Annotated in this window: 10 protein-coding genes; 8 read left to right on the top strand and 2 right to left on the bottom strand. The window is 69.6% G+C overall.

All coding sequences use genetic code 11. The annotated features are described in order from the left end of the window. The first annotated feature begins 23 nt into the window (after positions 1-23). Positions 24-1136 carry a hypothetical protein gene (locus tag AB0J04_RS22785; RefSeq protein WP_363170375.1) on the top strand — a complete coding sequence of 371 codons (1113 nt, stop codon included), beginning with the start codon at positions 24-26 and terminating at the stop codon, positions 1134-1136. Here AB0J04_RS22785 and AB0J04_RS22780 read toward each other — a convergent pair. Further along, positions 1070-1615: a hypothetical protein gene (locus tag AB0J04_RS22780; RefSeq protein WP_363170367.1), complete on the bottom strand. Its 546-nt coding sequence runs from the start codon at positions 1613-1615 to the stop codon at positions 1070-1072. The two genes, AB0J04_RS22785 and AB0J04_RS22780, sit on opposite strands and share 67 nt — an antisense overlap. Positions 1616-2189: 574 nt before the next feature. Then, on the bottom strand, positions 2190-2903 hold the full coding sequence (locus AB0J04_RS22775; protein WP_363170366.1) for a Crp/Fnr family transcriptional regulator: 714 nt from the start codon (positions 2901-2903) through the stop codon (positions 2190-2192). A gap of 183 nt (positions 2904-3086) precedes the next feature. On the opposite strand from AB0J04_RS22775, the gene AB0J04_RS22770 reads away from it, so the two are divergent. From AB0J04_RS22770 to AB0J04_RS22740, 7 genes are all read left to right on the top strand, one after another. Continuing rightward, positions 3087-4439, top strand: a complete 1353-nt coding sequence (locus AB0J04_RS22770) for a hypothetical protein (protein ID WP_363170365.1) — start codon at positions 3087-3089, stop codon at positions 4437-4439. 65 nt (positions 4440-4504) lie between these two features. Next, positions 4505-5749 carry a MoxR family ATPase gene (locus AB0J04_RS22765; protein ID WP_363170364.1) on the top strand — a complete coding sequence of 415 codons (1245 nt, stop codon included), beginning with the start codon at positions 4505-4507 and terminating at the stop codon, positions 5747-5749. After that, the gene (locus AB0J04_RS22760) at positions 5746-6984 is read left to right on the top strand and encodes a VWA-like domain-containing protein (RefSeq protein ID WP_363170363.1); all 1239 of its coding nucleotides are present in this window, start codon (positions 5746-5748) and stop codon (positions 6982-6984) included. Before AB0J04_RS22765 ends, AB0J04_RS22760 begins: the two co-directional genes overlap by 4 nt. A gap of 138 nt (positions 6985-7122) precedes the next feature. After that, the gene (locus tag AB0J04_RS22755) at positions 7123-17727 is read left to right on the top strand and encodes a LamG-like jellyroll fold domain-containing protein (protein WP_363170362.1); all 10605 of its coding nucleotides are present in this window, start codon (positions 7123-7125) and stop codon (positions 17725-17727) included. A 24-nt stretch (positions 17728-17751) separates the two neighbouring features. Next, on the top strand, positions 17752-18357 hold the full coding sequence (locus AB0J04_RS22750; RefSeq protein WP_363170361.1) for an SMI1/KNR4 family protein: 606 nt from the start codon (positions 17752-17754) through the stop codon (positions 18355-18357). Positions 18358-19189: 832 nt separating this feature from the next. Continuing rightward, entirely contained in the window at positions 19190-19759 is a 570-nt protein-coding gene (locus AB0J04_RS22745; protein ID WP_363170374.1) for an SMI1/KNR4 family protein, read from the top strand. Positions 19760-20019: 260 nt separating this feature from the next. Beyond that, complete coding sequence (locus AB0J04_RS22740; RefSeq protein WP_363170360.1) at positions 20020-20643, top strand: SMI1/KNR4 family protein; 624 nt, start codon at positions 20020-20022, stop codon at positions 20641-20643. Positions 20644-20685: the final 42 nt, after the last annotated feature.

Raw genomic sequence — 20685 nt, 5'->3', positions numbered from 1 at the left:
AGTCGTCCGGGTCCGGGAGCTCCATATCCGACGCGGAGTGGGCGAAGTTCCTCCAGGACAGTGAGCGTGGGATACCGGCCTCCGCTCCGAAGGAGCCGTCCGCGCGGGCGCGGATGGTGACCGAGCGGCTGCGGCAGCAGGAGGCCCGCGGGGAGGCGCCCGAGGGGTGGCGTACCGGGCCGGCTCTGCAGGAGATGGAAGGCAGGGCCGCTCGGAAGCGTCGGCGGCTCTGGGTCTTCCTCGGCCTGCCCGTCGCCGTGGTTCTGGCCGTCGCCGCCATGCGACCTTCGTTGATTCCCGGAGATCCCTTCGGAGCCGGGGAGCCGGAGGCCGCCGCGTCGCCGTTGCCCGTCGAGACCGCGGCTCCGACCGGCGCGCCCGGTGCGGTGGACGCCGAGAAGCCCACGCTCAAGCAGCCGTTCCTCGGCTCACCGGCGTTGCAGTGGGCCGACGGTGCGGCCGGCATCGTGCTGCCTGAGGCCACGCCCGTCGGATCGCTGTCCAAGGCCCAGGTGGCGCAGGCGCTGGAACTGACCAAGAAGCTTCTGGTCGACGCGAATCTCGACCCGGTCACCCTGCGCGGCGGGCGTCCCGAGACCGCGTTCGCGGTGATCGACCCCCGGCAGAAGGAGCTGGTCGGCCTGCTGAACACCTCACTGAGCAAGCCGGACGAGAAGCATGATCCGTTGCCGATGTTCAGCCGCTTCGACCCCGCCGAGGTGCGGCCGGCCGGTGACGTGGTCAAGACCCGGGGACGGATCACGTTCAAGGCGGGTGAGCAGGCCTCCGTCGCCGTGCACGCCGACTACACCTTCGTCTACCCGCTGGTGCAGGCCGCCCAGGGCTCGACCGAGGTCTCCCGCACCATCGTCCGTCGCGTCCTCGACGTCGAGCTCTCCGATCCCACGAAGTACCTCGTCACCCCGGGGACGATCACCGTCAGGAACTACGAGGAGGAGGCCGGAAACACCGCCTGCGACGTCTACGACGGCTATCTGCACCCCCGGTTCTCGACGAGGGCCGAGGCCGAGCCCACGGGCGCCGCTCCGACCGGGCCGACGTCGGATCCCTACGACCGCAGCCGGGAGATCGACGCCAACCGCAGCGAGGGCTGCGGCGTCGTGTCCCGCACGTGACCGCTGCGTCCCGGCCCCTGCTCGCGCCCGGAGCGGAGCAGGGGATAGGACGCGGCTTCGGCTCTGCTGACGTCGTGGCGATCCTTCTGGCGGTCCAGGTGACGTTTCCAGCGCAGGGTGTCACCCAGCGTCAGGAATCGGATTCCGTTGACGAGCTCCGCGTCCTGGATCAGGCGATCGACCGTTCCGAACAGGGGCGGGAACCATCCGTTCAGCACCTCGATCCGGGCGCCGAAGAAGCGCACGGACAGGACGTCCCCGTACGGGGCGTGCTGGGGGCCGTGGAGGGACTGGGACCGGGACAGGGACAGGGCGTGGTTCCAGCTGGCGCCCCGCGCGACGATGTCCAGGTCGGTGACATGCTCACGCAATCCGCGGATGAACAGGGGCGCGCTGCCGGCCACGACGAAGTCCTCGGGCGCCAGATGGAGCGTCTTGAGCTGCTGGAAGTGCTCGGCTCGCAGTCGCTCCGGCTGCACCGGACACTCGGGTACGAAGGGCGCCCGGCTCCCTCGGGCAGGGATCGGGCGGTCGGAATCCGGGTGTCCGGCGCGGTTCATGCCACTAGCCCCGAAGGGAGGAGCGGGAGGAACTGGAAGAACTGGGGGAGCTTGGCGGGGGAATGGCAGCGTCCGCTACCGACGCTCTGATCAACAACGTCCACAGATGTGCTGTCACGTTCGTCTCCTGTGAGCCTGGTTGCCGAGCCCTGCGGGGTGACCGACGCCTCGCGCCCTGGTAGGAGGCGCGTCTGATGCATCGTCGGGCGACTGCCCACGCTACGTTCCGATGTCCCACCGAGCCACCCACGCAGGGCCGAAAGCAAAGAGACGACAAGGCCCGCGAACCTTGTCATCCGACATAGTTCCGCCGACGTCCCTGCGTCTAGGCTGGTCGGATCGGGTGGAGTCTCTTTGCCGAGCCCTCGTCCGGTGACCGCGCAGGCAGGCTGCGGGGGTGGTAGCCCGCAGTTTTGCCTGCGTTTGCAGTGCCCCGAATTCATGCGGACGGCGTAGGGACCTCCACGTCCACCGCGCTACGGGTGTCGACTCGTCATGTCCCCTGAGCCACCTCGGTCAGCGCCGCCCGGTCCCGCAGCTTCAGCTGGCGGTAGCCGCTCTCCAGCATTCCCGCCCTGCGGAACTCCCGCAGCGCCCTGGCGACGGAGACGGGCGAGGCGGACACCAGCGCGGCCAGCTCGGCCTGGCTCAGCGCCACGTCGAGCACCGTGCCGCCCTCCTGCGGGTGGCCCAGTGAATCGGCCAGCGACAGCAGGACGCGGGCCAGTCGCACCCGCACGCTGTACGTGTGCACCTCGACCCGCGCGACGGTCGCCGAGCGCAGCTTGGCCGTGACCACCCGGAACAGGGCGGCGCCGAGGTCGGGATGGTCTTCGGCCAGCCGGAAGAAGGCCCGGTGGGACAACCGCCAGGCGGTCACCTGACCGGCGGGGGCGACCGTGGCCGACCGCAGGGGGGTCTTCTCCAGCGCCGAGAGCTCCCCGATGACGTCCCCGGGGCAGCGGATGGCGAGCAGCGTCTCCTGACCCGACTCCGAGGAGGCGGTCACCTTCGCCAGGCCCGTCCGGATGACCAGCAGGTAGGACGCCGGATCCCCTTCCCGGAAGAGCAGTTCGTCGGGGCCGTACGACACCTGGGCACCCGCGTCGACGAGCGCCCGGCGCGACTCCCCGGAGAGCTGGCTCAGGTACGAGCCCGCCGGCCAGGTGCGGTCCGCCGTCCATGGCACGGCCTCGGCCTCACCCATGCGTCCTCCCGTCCCCCTGCACGCAGCCCCGATGATGGCAGGCGCCGGGACGAACTGAGAAGGACGAGTTCCCCCACGTCCTGAAATGGCTGGGCCGGGCGGCCCGGGGCGCGTTATGCTCCCCGCGATGACGACTCACTCTCTCCACAGATCGGGGGTCCTGTCCGCGCAAGGTGAGTGCTGATGCTCACTCAGACCGCGAACAGGGACGACACCCGCTTTTCCTTCTGGCCGCGCGTGCGCGAGTTCGCCGTGCCGGCCTCCATGATCGAGACCGCGACCGCCCGCCGGCATGTCGGCGACTGGGCGGGGGCGTGCGCCGCCGCAGGCATCGACGTCGATCTTGACCTGCGTGCCGTGACGGCCGCGCACGGTCGTGAAATCACCTCCCGGCTCAAGGCCGATCTCCGGCACCTGGCTCCCGATCTGCTGCGCTGGCATCTGCCGCGGGTCGCTCCCGACGGGCTGCTGAGACCCGGGCTGACCGTCGCCCTGGCCCGGTACGACCGCCCCGGGCGGGACGACACCAAGTGGCCGGCGCACCTCGTCGTGCGGACTCCGCCCGCCTGGGCGGACGCCGGGCAGCGGATCAGCCTCGCGGTGTGGGACGGGTCCCACCGCCACGGTCATCCACATCCACATCCACACCCCCGGCCCAGTCGGCGGTTTCGGCTCGATCTGCATCGTCACCTCTGGGACGCCCGCAGGACCGACGAACTGCGCGAGCGGGCCGGGACCGCGCCGGACGGGCGTGGCCTTGCCGTCGACCGGTGGGCCGACGAGGCCGAGATCCTCCTGCGGGCCGATGAGCCCACCCGGTCCACGTCCGTTCTCGTGCGGCTCGGGAAACGGCAACGGCTCGTCCTCGACGGGGTCGGGGCGGCCACCTTCCGGATCACCGCGTCACCCCGGCGCGGCGACGGCTCCGCGCTGCCCGTGCTGCCCGACGCGGCTACCTGGACGCCACCCGATCTGGAGCTGATCCGGGCCGGCGCCATCGACGTCGACCGGCTCCATCCGCTCGTCGCCTCGGCCTTGGCGCCGGGGCACTCCCCCTCGTCGGACGGGCGGCTGCGGGCCGACGACCGGGCCGGGCAGCCGCGTCTCGTCGAGTGCCGAGGGGACACGCACCGCATCGGCCTGGTCGACGGGGTTCTCGTTCCGCTCGATCACGACCCCGGCGAGATCCGCCGGGAGGAACTGCTGGTCGCGTTGACCGGTACGCCCTTGCCCTGTCTCCAGGCCATCGACGAGGCCCATCGGCGGCCGCACTGTCTCGCCGGGGTCCGGGAACGCCTCGTCCACGGCGACATCGCCGGTGCGCTGGCCGTCGTCGAGGGGCTGCTCGGGACGGACGCGGTGCTGCGCGACGGCGCTCTGCGGGACGAACTGGAGGCGGCCGCGCGGCGGCGGATCGCCTACGGGCTGTTCCGCGCCGGGCTGGCCACGCCCGGACCGCGCCGGGTGGGACTGCGGCCGTCCGCCGACCGTCCCCGCGGCCACCGCTCGCACCCGCGCCACACCCTCGGTCGCTGACTTCACCCACCGGTCCTCGAGTTCGCCCGCCCGTTCTTCTCGCCAACCCCGAAAGGTGATCGCCCATGCCCACTTGCACCCCCCTCACCCCCCTTGCCGCCCCCTCCCGACTCGACGTCGCCGCCGACCTGTTGACCCTGCTCCGCGACTCCACCACCGAACCGCGTCCCGACGTCCAGTTGGAGGCCCTGACCCTCGCGGTGGCCGCCGATCTGCCCGTGCTGCTCTGGGGCGAGCCGGGGATCGGCAAGACCGCCGCGCTCACCCAGCTCGCCGAGGCCCTCGACCTGCCGTTGACCACCGTCATCGCCAGCGTGCACGAGCCGTCCGACTTCTCGGGGCTGCCCGTCGTCGGGGACGATCCCGCCGAGCAGGGGGTGCCGATGGCCCCACCGGACTGGGCGGTGCGGCTGGTGCGGGCCGGCCGGGGACTGCTGTTCCTGGACGAGCTGTCCACCGCGCCGCCCGCCGTGCAGGCCGCGCTGCTGCGTCTGGTGCTGGAGCGGCGCATCGGCGCGCTGCGACTGCCGCCCGGGGTACGGATCGTGGCCGCCGCCAACCCGCGGTCCTCGGCGGCCGACGGCTGGGAGCTGAGCCCGCCGTTGGCCAACCGGTTCGTGCATCTGCAGTGGACCCACGACCACGAGGTCGTCGTCCGCGGACTCGGCGGGACCTGGCCCCGGGCCACCTTGCCCCGGCTCGACCCGGAGCGGCTGCCGGAGGCCGTGGACTTCGCCCGCCGTGCGGTGTGCGGGCTGCTGTCCGCCCGGCCCACGCTCGTGCACCGGCTGCCCAGCGGGGAGACGCGGCGGGGCGGAGCCTGGCCGTCGCCGCGCAGTTGGGACATGACGTTGAGCCTCGTCGCGTTCGCGACCGCCGCCGGGTCGTCCCGGGAAGTGCTCTCCCTGCTGGTGCGCGGCACCGTCGGGGACGGCCCCGGGCTGGAGCTGCTGGCGAGCCTGGACCGGATGGACCTCCCGGATCCCGAGACGCTGCTCGCCGATCCGGCGCGGGCCGAGCTGCCCGAGCGGGGGGATCTGCGGCAGGCCGTGCTCGACGGGGTCGTGGCGGCGGTTCGCGCCCGTCCGGAGCGGTCGCGTTGGGACGCGGCATGGGCGTTGCTGGTGAAGGCCGTCGAGACCGGGGCCCCGGATCTGGTCGTCGTCCCCGCGACCACCCTGGCCAGTCTGCGGCAGGAGGACTGGGACGTCCCGGACTCGATCGAGCGCCTCGCCGGGGCCGTCGGCCTGTCCCGGCGGGCGGACGAGGCGGCGGCGCGGGTCGCAGACCTGGAGAAGGCCGCCCGATGACCTCCCACGAGGTCGAGAGTCCGCTCGACCGCGACAAGCTGCTCGCCGCCCGGCTGCAGGCCGCCCGGGCCCGGCCCTATCTGGCGACGGCGCTGTTCGCCCTGCACGTCGTGGAGTCGCGACGGGTGCCGACCATGGCGGTGGACCGGCACTGGCGCTGCTACGCCTCACCCGCGTTCGTGGCCCGGACGCCGGTGGAGGAGCTGGCCGGGGTGTGGGTGCACGAGGTGTCGCACCTGCTGCGCGACCACCACGGGCGCAGTGACCGGGTCGCGCGGGAGCGCGGGCTGACCGGGCCGGGGGAGCGGCTGCGGATGAACATCGCCGCGGATCTGGAGATCAACGACGACGTCTACGGAGACGGTCTGGCCCAGCCCGAGGGCGTCGTCCGTCCCGCGTCGATGGGGCTGCCCGACGGCAAGCTCATGGAGGACTACCTGAGCCGGTTCCGGCTCGGGCGGTTCACCGACGGGCTCTCCTGGCTGGACTGCGGCAGCGGCGCCGACGGACTGGAACGGGACTGGGAGCTGGGGCCCGAGGGGGCGCACGGGCTCAGCGCGCAGGAGCGGGACGCGGTCCGGTTCCGGGTGGCGCAGGGCATCAACGGGCGGCCGGGCCGGGCCTCGAAGCAGTGGCGGCGGTGGGCGGAGGAGGCGTTCCAGCCGCCGCAGCCGTGGCGGGAGCTGCTGGGCGCGGCCGTCCGCTCGGCGACCTCCGGGCCGGGCGCGGGCGAGGACTACAGCTACGGTCGTCCGTCCCGCCGCTCGGCGAGCGTCCCGGGCGCGGTCCTGCCGAGCCTGCGGCGCAGGCCGCCCCGGGTGAGCGTCGTCATCGACACCTCCGGATCGGTCAGCGACGCCGAGCTGGGCAGCGCGCTGATCGAGGTCACCGCCATCTCCCGGGCCGTGGGCGGCCGGCGCGACCTGGTCACCGTGGTGCCGTGCGACGCGGCGGCCCGGATCGCGCACCCGCTGTGTCGCGCCGAGGGGATTCCGCTGGTGGGCGGCGGCGGCACGGACCTGCGCACGGGCTTCGCCAAGGCACTGCGGGTGTCGCCCCGACCGGACGTCGTCGTGGTCCTGACCGACGGCCAGACCCCCTGGCCGGACACCCGCCCGCCGTGCCGGACGGTGGTGGGCCTGTTCCCGCGGACTTCGGATTCCTACGACGAGGAAGACCCCGACCATGTGCCGGATCGGCCGCCGGCTTGGGCGCGGGTGGTGGAGATCGGGTGACGAAGTGGGGGCGTTCTGCGGGGAATTGACGTGTGATCATATTCACTTCACCTGAGGGAACCGTGTGAATATCTTGTGCTTTTGTTTGGAGATCCTTTAGAAGTTGCCCACTCGTGATCGTTTGGGTGGGGGGATTCCGTGCGTCCGGCACGTCCGCTGGTTCTTGCTGTTGTCTTCGTCCTGGCCGTGCTGGCCGGGACCGACCAAGTCGCCTTCGCTGTGGGGCAGTCCACGGGCGTCGGTTCCGGGGAAGCCCCCGACCAGCGGTGGGGTTCCGCCGCGGGGCGCGGTCACACCGCGTCCGCGCAGGCCACGGACGCCTCCGCGAAGGGCGGGCGCGACGGGGCGCTCACCGCGCCGGGCGAGCTCCCGGCCGAGCAGGCTGACGGCGTCACGCGCCTGCCCAGCACCGCCCGGACGCCCGAGCCCGGACCTGCCGTCGAGGTCGAGGCGCCCGGAACCGTCACTCCGCAGGGCTTCGACGCCAAGCGCAGCAAGGAGATGGCGGGTGAGCGCGCGGAGCGCGAGCGCACCTATCTCAACCCGGACGGCACCTACACCACCCGCTTCTACACGCAGCCGGTCAACTTCCGTGCGGCGGACGGCAGCTGGCAGCCCATCGACACGACCCTCGTACCCAAGGACTCGTCAGGGCCCAGCACGATGAGCGCGGACGAGGAGGGCTGGGAGACCGGCTCGACCGAGGCGCAGATCGAGTTCGCCGGAACGGCCGACGCCGACCCGGTGGTGCGGATGCAGGTCGACGAGGGTGTCTCCGTCGGTTACGGCGTGGACGACGCGCACCCCGTGGCCGGGCAGGCCGAGGACAGCACCCTCACCTACGAGAACGCGCGCCCCAACTCGGACCTGGAGTTCATCGCGGGCAGCGACTCGGTCAAGGAGACCCTGGTCCTCAAGGACGCGGACGCGCCGACCGAGTGGCGTTTCCCGCTGCAACTCGAGGGCCTCACGGCCGCCCTCGACGCGTACGGCAACGTCCTGTTCGCCGACGCCGAGGGCACCGTCCGCGCCTGGACCCCGGCGGGCTGGATGCAGGACTCCCACCTCGCCCCCGACTCCAACGAGGGCGTGATCTCCTCCGGCGTCACCTACGAACTGGCCGTGGAGGACGGCCGGCAGGTCCTGGTGGTCAAGCTCGACAAGGAGTGGCTGACCGCGCCGGAGCGGGTCTTCCCCGTCCGGGTCGACCCGTCGGTCAACTCCTTCAACGCCACCTCCGGCACCTACGTCGAGTACCCGTACAACCAGAACTTCGCCTCGGACACCGTGCTGAAGGTCGGCACGTACGACGGCGGCAGCCACAAGGCGGCGGCCTTCCTGCGCTTCACCGGCGTGGAGACCACCCTGAAGAACGCCTGGGTGGTCAGCGCCAACCTCGCGCTGTACAACACCTGGTCGCAGTCGTGCACCGCCCGGCCGGTGACCGTGCACCCGATCACCTCGAACTGGGCCGAGTCCACGACGTCGAAGTGGCCGGGACCCTCGACGGGCGCCTCACTGGCGTCGAAGAGCTTCGCGCACGGTTGGCGGCCCTCGGGCACGGAGACCTGGTCCTGCGGCGCCGCGTGGGAGACCATCAAACTCGGCGCCGCCGGCCGCAAACTGGTCGACGACTGGACGCACGCCCGCAAGAACAACTACGGCCTCGCCGTGAAGGCGTCGGCCACCGACTCCAAGGGCTGGAAGCAGTTCGGCTCCGACGACTACCCGGGCGGCAAGCCGAGCCTGGACATCACCTGGACCAAGTACGGCGCCACCTACGCGCTCGGCGACTTCACCGCACCCGTCACCGCCACCACCGAGGGCGTCGAGAAGGTCACCGTCACCAACCAGGGGCAGGCGACCTGGCCTGCGGGCGGCAGCTACAAGCTGCGGTACAACCTGTTCGACGCGGCGGGCAAGGAGATCACCGACAGCACCAAGATCCGTTGGACGGCGATGCCGCAGGCCATCTCGCCCGGCGAGTCCATCACGCTGGACGCGAAGGTCGCCCCGCTGACACCCGCCACCTACACCGTGCAATGGACGATGGAGGAAGTCGGCGTCAGCCGTTTCACCGCTGCCGGAGTGCCGGGGGCGGCGGTCAAGCTCTCCGCCGTGAACATCCCGCCGCAGCTCACGGCGGAGTCACCGGGCAGCGGCATCACCGTGGACACCCTCACGCCGACCCTGTGGTCGAAGGCCACGGACGCCGACAGATATCCGAGCGCCGCCCTGCAGTACTCCTACGAGGTCTGCGAGGTCGAAGGCAGCGACCTGCGCAAGAACTGCAGAACGGGTACGCGCAGCAGCGAGCAGCAGTGGGCCGTGCCCTCCGGCTGGCTGTCCTGGGACAAGACGTACGCCTGGTACGCATACGCCTACGACGGCTCCGCCACCTCCACCCGTCCCGGCGCCGCGCTGCTGACCACGCAGGTTCCCCAGCCCACCGTGACCAGCCACCTCGGCGGGGCCGACGACGGCAAGGAGATCGGCACCCGTGAGGGCAACTACGTCACGGCCGCGACCGACGCGGCACTGACCACCGTCGGACCGGAGCTGTCCCTCACCCGTACCTACAACTCCCTCGACCCGCGCACCGGCGGCGCGTTCGGCACCGGCTGGTCCACGCGCTGGGACATGCAGCTCAGGGAAGAGCCGTCCACGGCGTCCGTCCTCGTCACCCTGTCCGACGGCTCCCAGGTGCGGTTCGGCAAGAACGCCGACGGCACCTTCACCGGCCCGTCCGGCGGCTCGCTCAGACTGGCCCGCCAGTCCACCGACTGGGTACTGCGGGAGCGCTCCGGCACCACCTACCGCTTCCTCTCCACAGGAGTGCTCACCAAGATCACCGACTCGGCCGGCCGCGGCCAGACCGTCACCCACGAGACCTCGACCGGGGGACCGGTGAAGAAGGTGACCGACGACCTCTCGGGCCGTTCCCTGTCCTTCGGATGGACCGGCAACCACGTCACCACCGTCACCACCAGCGCCGTCGACGCCGTTACCTCGGGCCTGACCTGGGCGTACGGCTACACCGGTGAGCTGCTCACCAGCGTCTGCCCGCCGACCTCCACCACGAAGTGCACGGCGTACGAGTACGGCACCGGCTCGGTCTACCGCAGCGGCGTCCTGGACGCGGCCCCCACCTCCTACTGGCGTCTCGGCGAGAGCGAGGGCTCGGCGGCCGCAGGCGAGGCCGTCTCGCGCACCGGCCTGAACGACGCGGTGCACCGCGACACCCAGCTGGGCACGGACTCGGCGATCTCCGGGACCACGGACACCTCCGCCGGGTTCGACGGCGTCGACTCGCTCGTCGAACTGCCCGCGGACACCTTCAAGAACTCCGCCTTCCCGACGATCGAACTCTGGTTCAAGTCGACCACGGCCGCCGGGGTCCTCGTGGGCTTCCAGAACGCCGAGACAGGCGAGAAGCCCACCTCGGCCAACCCCGTGCTGAACATCGACGGCGCCGGCAAGCTGCGCGGGCGGTTCTACCTCTCCGGCGGAGCCGCCGCCACGCCCGTCACCTCGCCCCAGGCCGTCACCGACGGAAACTGGCACCACGTGGTGCTGACCGCCGCGGCCAACACGCAGAGCCTCTACCTCGACGGAGTGAAACTCGGCTCGGTCAACGGCACCATCGCCGGCCAGACCCGCGCCTACCCCTACCTCGGCACCGGTTACGCCAACGGCGGCTGGATGGACATGGCCGCCGGCTGGTACCCCTTCAAGGGCCAGATGGACGAAGTCTCCCTCTACGACCACACCCTGGACCCCGCGACCATCGCCGATCACTACGCCGCCCGCACCGCGATCGGCCGGATGACCAAGGTCACCCTGCCCTCCGGCCGCGTGCACGCCACCGCCTCCTACGACTCCGCCAGCGGCCGGCTCACCGAGCACACCGACGACAACGGCGGCACCTGGAAGGTGTCGGCACCGACCTACTCGAGCTCCTCGTCCTCCTACGCGGACACCGTCCAGCGCAGCGCCCCGACCGGCTACTGGCGGCTCGGCGAACGGGACGGCGCCGACGCCGTCAGCCCGCTCGGCGACGAACTGGCCGGCGACTACACCGACGGCGTCGGTCTGGGCAGCGCAGGCATCTTCGCCGACGGCGACGACACCGCCGTCACGTTCAACGGCGACAGCGCGCTGGAGCTCCCGCTGGAGTCGCTGGGCGCCACGACCGCGATGTCCCTGGAGCTGTGGTTCAAGACGGAGAGCCAGGGCGTGCTGGTCACCAACCAGGACGCCGACCTCGCGGACACCCCGACCGGTTGGCGCCCGATGCTGCTCGTGGACAGCGCGGGCAAGCTCCGTGGCAGGTTCTCCGGAACCGGCAACAGCGTGCTGTCGAAGACCGCTGTCACCGACAACAGGTGGCACCACGTGCTGCTCACCGGCAACGCGGGCATCCAGGCCCTGTTCCTGGACGGCGATCTCCAGGGCAGCCTGACCACCGGGGCCGTCGTCCCGGGGCGCTACTCGAAGGTCTTCGTCGGCGGCGGATACTCCTCGGTCAGCTGGGACGGCCAGAGCGCGGGCTACCGCAACTTCACCGGCCAGATCGACGAGGTCGCCTTCTACGACAAGCCCCTGGCCACGTTCACGGAGACCTCGGGCGCATGGACGTACACGCCGCCCGCCGCCGGTCAGACCGGCGTGGCAGGCGAGCACGTCCACGCCCGCAACAGCCTGATCGCCGGCCGTGGCGACCAGTACGCCGGAGTCGCCCTCGCCGACGCCCCCGCCGCCTACTGGCGCCTCGGCGCGTCGCAGGGAACGACACTGACCAGCCAGGTCGGCGGATCCGCCCCGAGCGCCACCTTCCGACCCGACACGAGCGCCACCTCCAAGCTCGACCAGACAGGAGTTTTCGGCACGGGCGACGACCGGTCCGTCAAGGTCGGCGGCGGCGGAACCGTCCAGCTCCCCACCTCGACACTGTCCGGCACCACGGACATGTCCGTGGAACTGTGGTTCCGCACCGCCACCGCGTCGGGCGTCCTGCTCGATTTCCAGAACGCGGCCGTGGGTCAGACACCCACCTCCGCCAACCCGATCCTGAACATCGACGCGGCCGGCAAGCTGCGCGGAAGGTTCTACCTCTCCGGCGGCGCCGCCGCGACACCGGTCGTCTCACCGCAGGCGGTCACCGACAACGAGTGGCACCACGTGGTGCTGACCGCCGCGACGACCACGCAGAGCCTGTACCTGGACGGCGTGAAACTCGGCTCCATCGACGGCGCCGTCGCCGACCAGAACCGCGCGTACATCTACCTCGGCGGCGGCTACGCCAACGGCGGCTGGATGGACCTGGCCGCCGGCACCTACTACTTCAACGGCCAGCTCGACGAGGCCGCCTTCTACCGCAGCACGCTGACCGCCGATCAGGTCTCCGCCCACTACCGGGCGCAGGCCGAGGCCGCCGACTCGGGCCTGACCTCCACCGTGAAGGTCACCGACCCGCAGCAGCACACCAGCACCACCAGCTACGACGCCCTGCGCGGCCAGCGCATCGTCGCGGCGAAGGACGCCACCGGCGCGGTCACCTCGTACGCCTACGACACGGCCGGCAACCTCCACACCGTCACCGACCCCAACGGTCACGCCACGGTCACCGGCCATGACGCGCGCGGCAACGTCGTGTCGGGCACGACCTGCCGGGACGCCGACTCGTGCTGGACCGGCTTCTCCTCCTACTACCTCAACGCGAGCGACCCGCTCGACCCGCGCAACGACAAGCCGCTGACCACCAGCGACCAGCGCTCGACCGACCACAAGGACACCCGGTACCGCACCCAGTACGCCTACAGCACGCTGGGCCTGCCCACGACCGTGACCCGCCCGGACGCCTCGGCGGCGACGACGACGTACACCGCGGGCACCGAGGCCGCCGTCGGCGGTGGCACGGCCCCCGCCGGCCTGGTGCTGACGCAGACGACGCCGGGCGGCGCGAAGACGTCGTACCGCTACTACGCGGGCGGCGACCTGGCCGAAGTCACCTCGCCCTCAGGGCTGGTGACGTCGTACACCTACGACGGACTCGGCAGGAAGACCGCCGAGAAGCAGGTCTCCGACACCTTCCCGACCGGCGTGAGCACCACGTACGCCTACGACGCGGCCTCGCACGTCGTCACCGAGACCGGCGCCGGCGTGCAGAACGAGATCACTCAGGTCACCCACACGGCCGTGATCAGCCGCGCCTACGACGAGGACGGCAACCTCCTGTCGGAGTCGACGAAGGACACCACCGGCGGCGACCCGGAGCGTGCCGCCACCTACCACTACGACGCCCACGGCCTCAACGACAGCGCCACCGACGCCGAGCAGAACACCACCCGGTACGAACACGACGAACTGGGCCGGGCCGTCGGCATGACCGACGCCGCGGGCACCCACTTCAGCTACACCTTCACGGCCCGCGGCCAGCACGCCACGACCGTCCTCGACGACTGGACGGGCGACCCGTCCGGCAGTACGCGCGACCTGACGGTGGTCTCCAACGCCTACGACCCGGCCGGCCGCATGGCGTCCACGACGGACGCCATGGGCGCGACGACCGCGTACACCTACTACGACGACGGTCTCGCGGCCACCACCACCGCGAAGCAGGTCACCCAGGCCGACGGCACCCGCCACGACATCGTGCTGGAGTCCGACACCTACGACCCGGCGGGCAACCTGACCAAGCAGGTCACCGGCGGCGGCACCACCACCCAGACGTTCACGGTGGACGCCCTGGGCCGCACCCTCACCAGCGTCCTGGACCCGTCCGGCCTGAACCGCACCGCCACCTACACCTACGACGGCGACGACCGCGTCAAGGAACAGACGCAGACGATCTCCGGCACCAAGAAGCTCACCACGACCTCCGAGTACGACCCGGCCGGCAACGTCACCAAGCAGACCCTCACGGACGGCACCACCACCCACGTCACCACCGGCACCTACGACGACCGCGGCCTGCCCCTGACCTCGGTCAGCCCGCGCGGCAACGTCACGGGCGCCGACCCGGCCGCGTACACCACCGCCCACCGCTACGACGCGCTGGGCCGCCCGGTGCAGGAGACCGCCCCGGCCGTGCAGAGCGAGGAGAACGGCGCGGCAGCCACCACGGCCAAGCCGACCACCCTTACCGGATACAACACCTTCGGCGAGGCCACCGACGCGCGGGACGCCCGTGGCAAGGCGACCCGCACCGAGGTCGACCGCCTCGGCCGCACCACCGCCGTCACCCTGCCCGACTACACCCCACCGGGCGCCTCGACCGCTCTGACGGCGACCGCCCGCACCACGTACACGGCGCTCGGCTTTCCGCAGACGGCGACGGACCCGCTGGGCCGCGTCACCCGCTACGCCTACGACCAGTTCGGTCAGTTGACCGCCCGGACGGACCCGGCGGCCGACGCTGCGGCGGCGGTGTCGGCGGAAACCGACTCGGACCTGCTCAACCCCGAGAGCGCGGACGGCGGCGGAGTCACCCGCACCACCTGGACACCCACCGGTCTCCAGCTCTCGGTCACCGACCCGATGGGCGCACGCACCGAAGCCACGTACGACGAACTCGGCAGGCAGCTGACGGCGACCACCGTCGAGCGCTACCCGAGCAACGCCAACCTGGTCAACCGCTACACCTGGGACGACGCGAGCAACCAGACCGCGTCGACGACACCGGCGGGCATCAGCACGAGAAGCACCTACAACCCGGCCGGCGAGCCGAGGACGATAACGGACCCGGCCGGCACGACCAAGCTCGACTACGACGGCCTGGGCCGCCAGACGGAGACGACGGACGCGACCAACCGCCGCACGACCACGGCCTACGACGCCCTCGGCAACGTCACCGCGACGAGCGACTACGGCACCGGCACGACCGCCCTGCGCACGGCGGCCGCCGAGTACGACGTCGAAGGCCACCGCACGGCGGCGATCCCCGCCGGGAGCAGAGCCCGATCGACGTACGCGTACGACGCGCTGGGCCGCACGACCACCCAGACCGAACCGGTCACCGCGACGACGTCGATCACGACGTCGCTCGGCTACGACGCCGCGGGCAACCTCACCCGGCTGACGGACGGCCGCGGCAACAAGACCGTCTACACGTTCAACAGCCTGGGCCTGCCCGAGTCGACGATCGAGTCGTCCACGACCGCCCACCCGAACCCGGCCGACCGCACCTGGACGACCGTCTACGACAAGGCCGGCCAGGCGGTCACGGAACTCCTGCCGGGCGGGGTGAAGCGTGAGCGCACGTACGACGGCCTCGGCCGCCTGACGAAGGAGACGGGCACGGGCGCGGAGGCCTCGACGACGACCCGCACCCTCGGTTACGACCTGACCGGCCGCCTGACGGCGGTCGGAACGGCGGACGGCCTCACCAGCAACACGTACACCTACAACGACCAAGGCGCGCTGCTGACCGCCGAAGGCCCCGCGGGCACCTCCGCGTACGCCTACAACGCCGACGGCAGCATGACGCAACGCACCACCACGGCAGGCACCACCGAATACACCTACGACGCCGCGGGCCGCATCGACACGGTCCGGGACTCGATCACCGGCAACAACCTGCTGTACGACTTCGACGCGGCGGGTCGCCCGAGCGTGGAGCAGTACACCACCGGCCAGACCGTCACCGCCAAACGCACCTACGCCTACGACGACTTGGGCCGCCTGAACGCGGACGCCGTCACCTCGGCGGACGGCACCACGACCGCCGCCTCGACGACGTACGGCTACGACCTGGACGACAACCTGACGTCGAAGAAGACGACGGGCACGGCAGGCGCGGGCACCAACACGTACGCCTACGACTACGCGAACCGCATGACGTCCTGGACGAAGGACGGCACGGCGACGACGTCCTACGAGTGGGACGCGGCAGGCAACCGCACCAAGGCAGGCTCTGTGACGGCGACCTTCGACGCCCGCAACCGCGTGCTGACGGACGGCACGACGACGTACACGTACACGGCACGAGGCACCCAGTCCTCGGTCACCACGGGCAACGGACCGGCCCGTTCCCTGACCTTCGACGCCTTCGAACGCAAGATCACCGACAGCGCGACAACCTATTCGTACGACTCCCTGGACCGAGTCCAGACGCACGGCTCGACGACGTTCACCTACGACGGAGGCTCCAACAACCTCGCAGGCGACGGCACAACCGCCTACAACCGCACCCCTGAGGGCTCTTTGCTCTCCCTCTCCACGAGCACCACCAAGCAGTGGGCCCTGACCGACCAGCACACGGACCTGGTCGCCGGTCTGGCAGCCGACGGGCGGTCGGTGACCGGCTCGACGTCCTACGACCCCTTCGGCAAGGAAACGGCAACCGCCGGCTCCACCCCAGCGATCGGCTACCAGTCAGGCTGGACGGACCCGGCGAACGGCGACGTCAACATGGCGGCCCGGTGGTACCAGCCGGGGACGGGGGCGTTCGGGTCGCGGGACACTTGGCAACTGGACCCGATGCCGTCCGGGCGGAGTAACCGCTACTTGTACGGTGGTGGCAGCCCGCTACTGCGTACAGACCCCAGCGGACACAACTGGAACCTCAACGACTACTTCAACGCGGCCATGACTGTGGTCCGGCCGAGCGCCTTGGGTGTCTTCTACACCGCTTTCAGCGGGGGCAGCGACAGTATCGGCGACGACTGCTGGGGAATGCCGTGCTACCTCACCTACTCCCACGAGTCGACCCGCGAATTGTTCTGCGACAGTCACCCCTGGACGGCGCAGTGCGGTGGCAGCGGGAGGTCCGCCTACAGCAGTGGTGGGGGCGGGTCGATATCGAGGGGCGGCGGGGGACACCACGGAGGCGGCTCGACGTCTGTCAGTGAGCGCTGCAACGGCACATGCACGACCCGCCCGACGACGCCCCCGAAGCCGCCGATCGACCAGAACCCCAACAACGGCCCCAACCCCACTACCGCACCCACTCGTCCCACGCCGACGCCGGATTGGACGGACGCCCTATGGGCTGCCGGACAGGGAGTCAGCGGCACGATCACGGCACAAGCGATGGTGGACCTCGCTGGGATTGCTGCATTCATTCCGCTCAATGCCTTGGCTTCGAATGCGCTTCTCTCCGATGGGCATGGGACAGGGGAAGACAGCCGTACACGAGGGGACTGTCGTCGCGGCGGTGAGGGCTGGGTTGTGCTTGGCGATCTCGACAGCGCGAACGGCAACCGGGCCACCGGTGTGGAGGCGTGCCTGGACAGCGACTACCTTGCCGAGCACAAGGGAAGCAAGACCGATACGAGCAAGTTCTCCCCTGCTGGCTATCAGTGGGGCAAGGCGTACGCGGGTTACCTCGGCCTCAGCCCCAGGATGTCGATCAACGCCTGCCATCTGCTCGGTGACGCCCTCAGCGGATCGGGAACGGATCTGCGGAATTTGGCAACGTGCTCACGCCAGGCGAATTACGCCGTCAGGGGTGACGGGCGCATCGAGGACCACATGTACTCCTACGAGAGCCAAGTGAAGAACGCCATCGACACCGGACAAGTGGTGCACTACACGGTGACGCCCCGCTACGCGGGTTCGAGGACCGTTCCGGCGTCCTTCGACATTACGGCCCGGGGTACCATGCCCGACGGTTCCCCTGGTATTTCCTTCAGTCAGCCCGTCCCGAACTCGATCTACAGTCCGAGGCGGGACATGAAGAATCTCGGCACGGTCACGGACAGTCGCACCGGCGTTGCTGTGCCGACCGGCTCGATGCCGTAACAACCTTCGAGAGGTGATGGATTCGTGCCCTGGTTCGAAGAAATGAGGCGCATCATGCCCTCCCATCCGGGAGCCGGTGACACCGTGGATTGGGATGCCATCGAGGCCAGTTGGGGCACACGCTTCCCCAGCGACTACAAAGAGTTTATAGCCGAGTACGGCGAAGGTGCCATCGATGACTACTTGGCGTTGATGGTACCTGAGACCCACGTTGGCCCCGGCGGCGAGTCCTCCTATTTGGGCATGCAACATGAATCAGAGAATGCTGAGGATGTGTGGCGGGCTGCCAATCCAGGAGTAGCGGAGACTCCGCATCTCATTGCCTGGGGAGTGGATTCCAGCGCTGACATCCTGTGCTGGTTGGCCACTGACACCCAACCTGACAAGTGGCCCGTAGTGGTGTGGAGCCGGGGCGACGCGCGATGGACCGAGTACGCGTGCGGAATGGTGGAATTCGTGTGCCGCTTGTTCCGTGCAGAATTCGACGAGTGTCCGCTGGGTGATGTGTCGCTCTGGGGGATCGGTTCCGCCCGATTCCTGCACAAGGAGGAGGAGCAGCGACTCCGAAAGGCCGGAATCTCTCCGTGGACCGGCGAACCCGATCCGTATGCCGGCATGTTCGGTGATTGAGCACGGCTGAGTGGAACGGCAGTTGTAGACAGGTCCCCAACTTGACCAGACGTCCGAGTCAGAGCAGCGAGTGAGTGGAACGACGCAAGTGAGCGAAGAGAGATCCCAGATGCAGAGACGCCGGATTCCTCGGGCGGCGGTGCCGTGGGCTGCTGTAAGCCTGGCTGGGCTGTGCCTGTTGGGATGCTCAGCTGCCGGTGGTACCAGTGCTGACGAACCGGCAGCAAGGGAACAATCGCCTGGGAACTCTGTGTCCGCGTCGGCGAGTGCGTCGGGCGGTGTGGCGTCGTCGAGCCCTGCTGCGATTCGCTCGGCAACCGCATCGCCCACGTCCTCACCGCCGCAGACGTCACCATCGAAGATGTCGACTCCGCGGGCGACGAAGGGTTCGTCGGCGCACGTGGGCAGTGGCTCTGGCAAGGCGAGCGGTTCCGGTGTGGCTGGGGGTGAGGCAGGCGGGTCAGGTTCCGTTCCCCAGAATCCCAACCGCGGCTCGAATCCTCCGCCGGCGCCGCCTCGTCCGTCCCCCACTCCGGAGTGGACTTCGGCGGGATGGCAGCCCGGCGATCCGGTCGCGACAGGGGTGCCGGGTTCAGGAGGATGAGGACCCGAGTTCGTGGCGCGGCCCCTCGTCCGTGAGGGTTGCCTAGGGTGCCGCAATCAGATGGTGACACGATCGATTGGCATGCGTTCGCGAACTCCTGTAAAGGTCACGCCTTTGAAGCGCTGTGTGATCACGCGATCGTCCACGGACGGTACCACTCGAGGTAGCTCCGCTTGTCCGAGGGTGTGATCAGTGATGGGGGACAGTTATGTTGCGCGCGTGTTTGACATGCTTGGTGAGCCGCCAAGACGGCATCGGAACCCTGCGGCATGGCGTGACCTTCGCGACGAGCTCGGTGTAATCCTTCCAGGGGACTACCAGGAGATTCTGGACGCCTATGCTCCCGCTAAAATCAACGGTCATCTATATTTGAGTCACCCGGCGAATGGACGCTGGAACCTGGGTGAGTGGATTCGTGACACGTCCGAGGCCTGGTCGCAGATCGATTGGGACGATGTGGAGGCTGAAGGGGATCCACGTATTTCACTGGGTGTTTCGGAGTTTGCCTTCGGGGCTCCAGATGGATTGATCCCAATCGCCAGTACCGATCGCAGGGAGACGATTTTCTACGCGCCCCGGGGAGGATTTGAAGGGGGAGTTCTTTTCGTTGAAAGCGAAGGAGAATTCTTCGAATATTCTATGACGTTCAGCGAATGGTTGTATCGGTGGCTTATCGGCGAGGACGTGGCAGGTCCAAACAGTAGCGCTTTCTATCCAGGACCTGTGACCCTCCAAGACCTTCCTATGACCCCCGACGAGCGCCCGGAAACCCGATATGGGCCGCCCCGCGGGATGTGATGTGGCTGCCTTGATCTGCCTCTGGGATGCTCTTCGGAAATTTGTCGCTGCCTCCTTCGGCATGGAGATTTACCAGCTAGTCGGTCAGTTGACGCAGAAGCAGGTGACCGAATATCTCTTGGGGGTATCCCTAGGCGATGCTTCAAATTCCGCGACTCCCCCCGGCGACCGAACTGGAAGAACCTTGGTACCTCACGGACGGTCACAACGGCAGGGCTGTTCCCACCGGTTCGACGCCCTGAAGCCTCCGGAGCCACCAAATGACGCAGTGTATCGACCTTCTCAGCCGGCTGATGCCGCCTCACCCGGGTGCCGGGGACGCCGTCGACTGGGACTCGCTGGAACGGAGCTGGGGAACACGTTTCCCTGGCGACTACAAGGAGTTCATCGCCCGCTATGGAGCGGGGGCCATCAGTGACTACCTGGTTCTCATTCCGCCGGAGTCCAGGGCCGAGGAAGGGGCAGAGCCTACCTTCCAGGGGATGGAGGAGGAGACCCTCAACGCCCTGGAGCTCTGGAGAGCCAAGGCTCCGGGAGAGGCCGACCGTGATCGGGTGATCGCCTGGGGTCTTGACTCCAGCGCGGACATCCTGTGCTGGCATGTCACGGGGGATGATCCGGATGCTTGGCCGGTCGCGGTCTGGAACCAGGACGACGCGACTTGGCGTGACTACCCGTGCGGTTTGGTCGAGTTTTTGTGCCGTGTTCTGGGCGCGGAGTTCGATGAGTGCCCCCTCGGGGGTCTCACGCTCTGGGGTAACGCGTCGCCGCGCTTTCTGCACCACGACGAGGAACAGCGACTCAGTGCTTCCGGCCTCGACCCGTGGACCGGGGAGCCGGATCCCTTTGCAGGCATGTTCGGCCAGGGACCTGCCGATCAATAACTCTTCGGTTTTTGTGGGCTGTTGGGTCGTAGGATGCGGGGG

This window comes from Streptomyces sp. NPDC050263 (assembly GCF_040655955.1).
Taxonomy (GTDB): Bacteria; Actinomycetota; Actinomycetes; order Streptomycetales; family Streptomycetaceae; genus Streptomyces.
The sequence above is the reverse complement of the archived record's forward strand: the minus strand, read 5'-3'. Positions and strand labels throughout refer to the sequence as shown.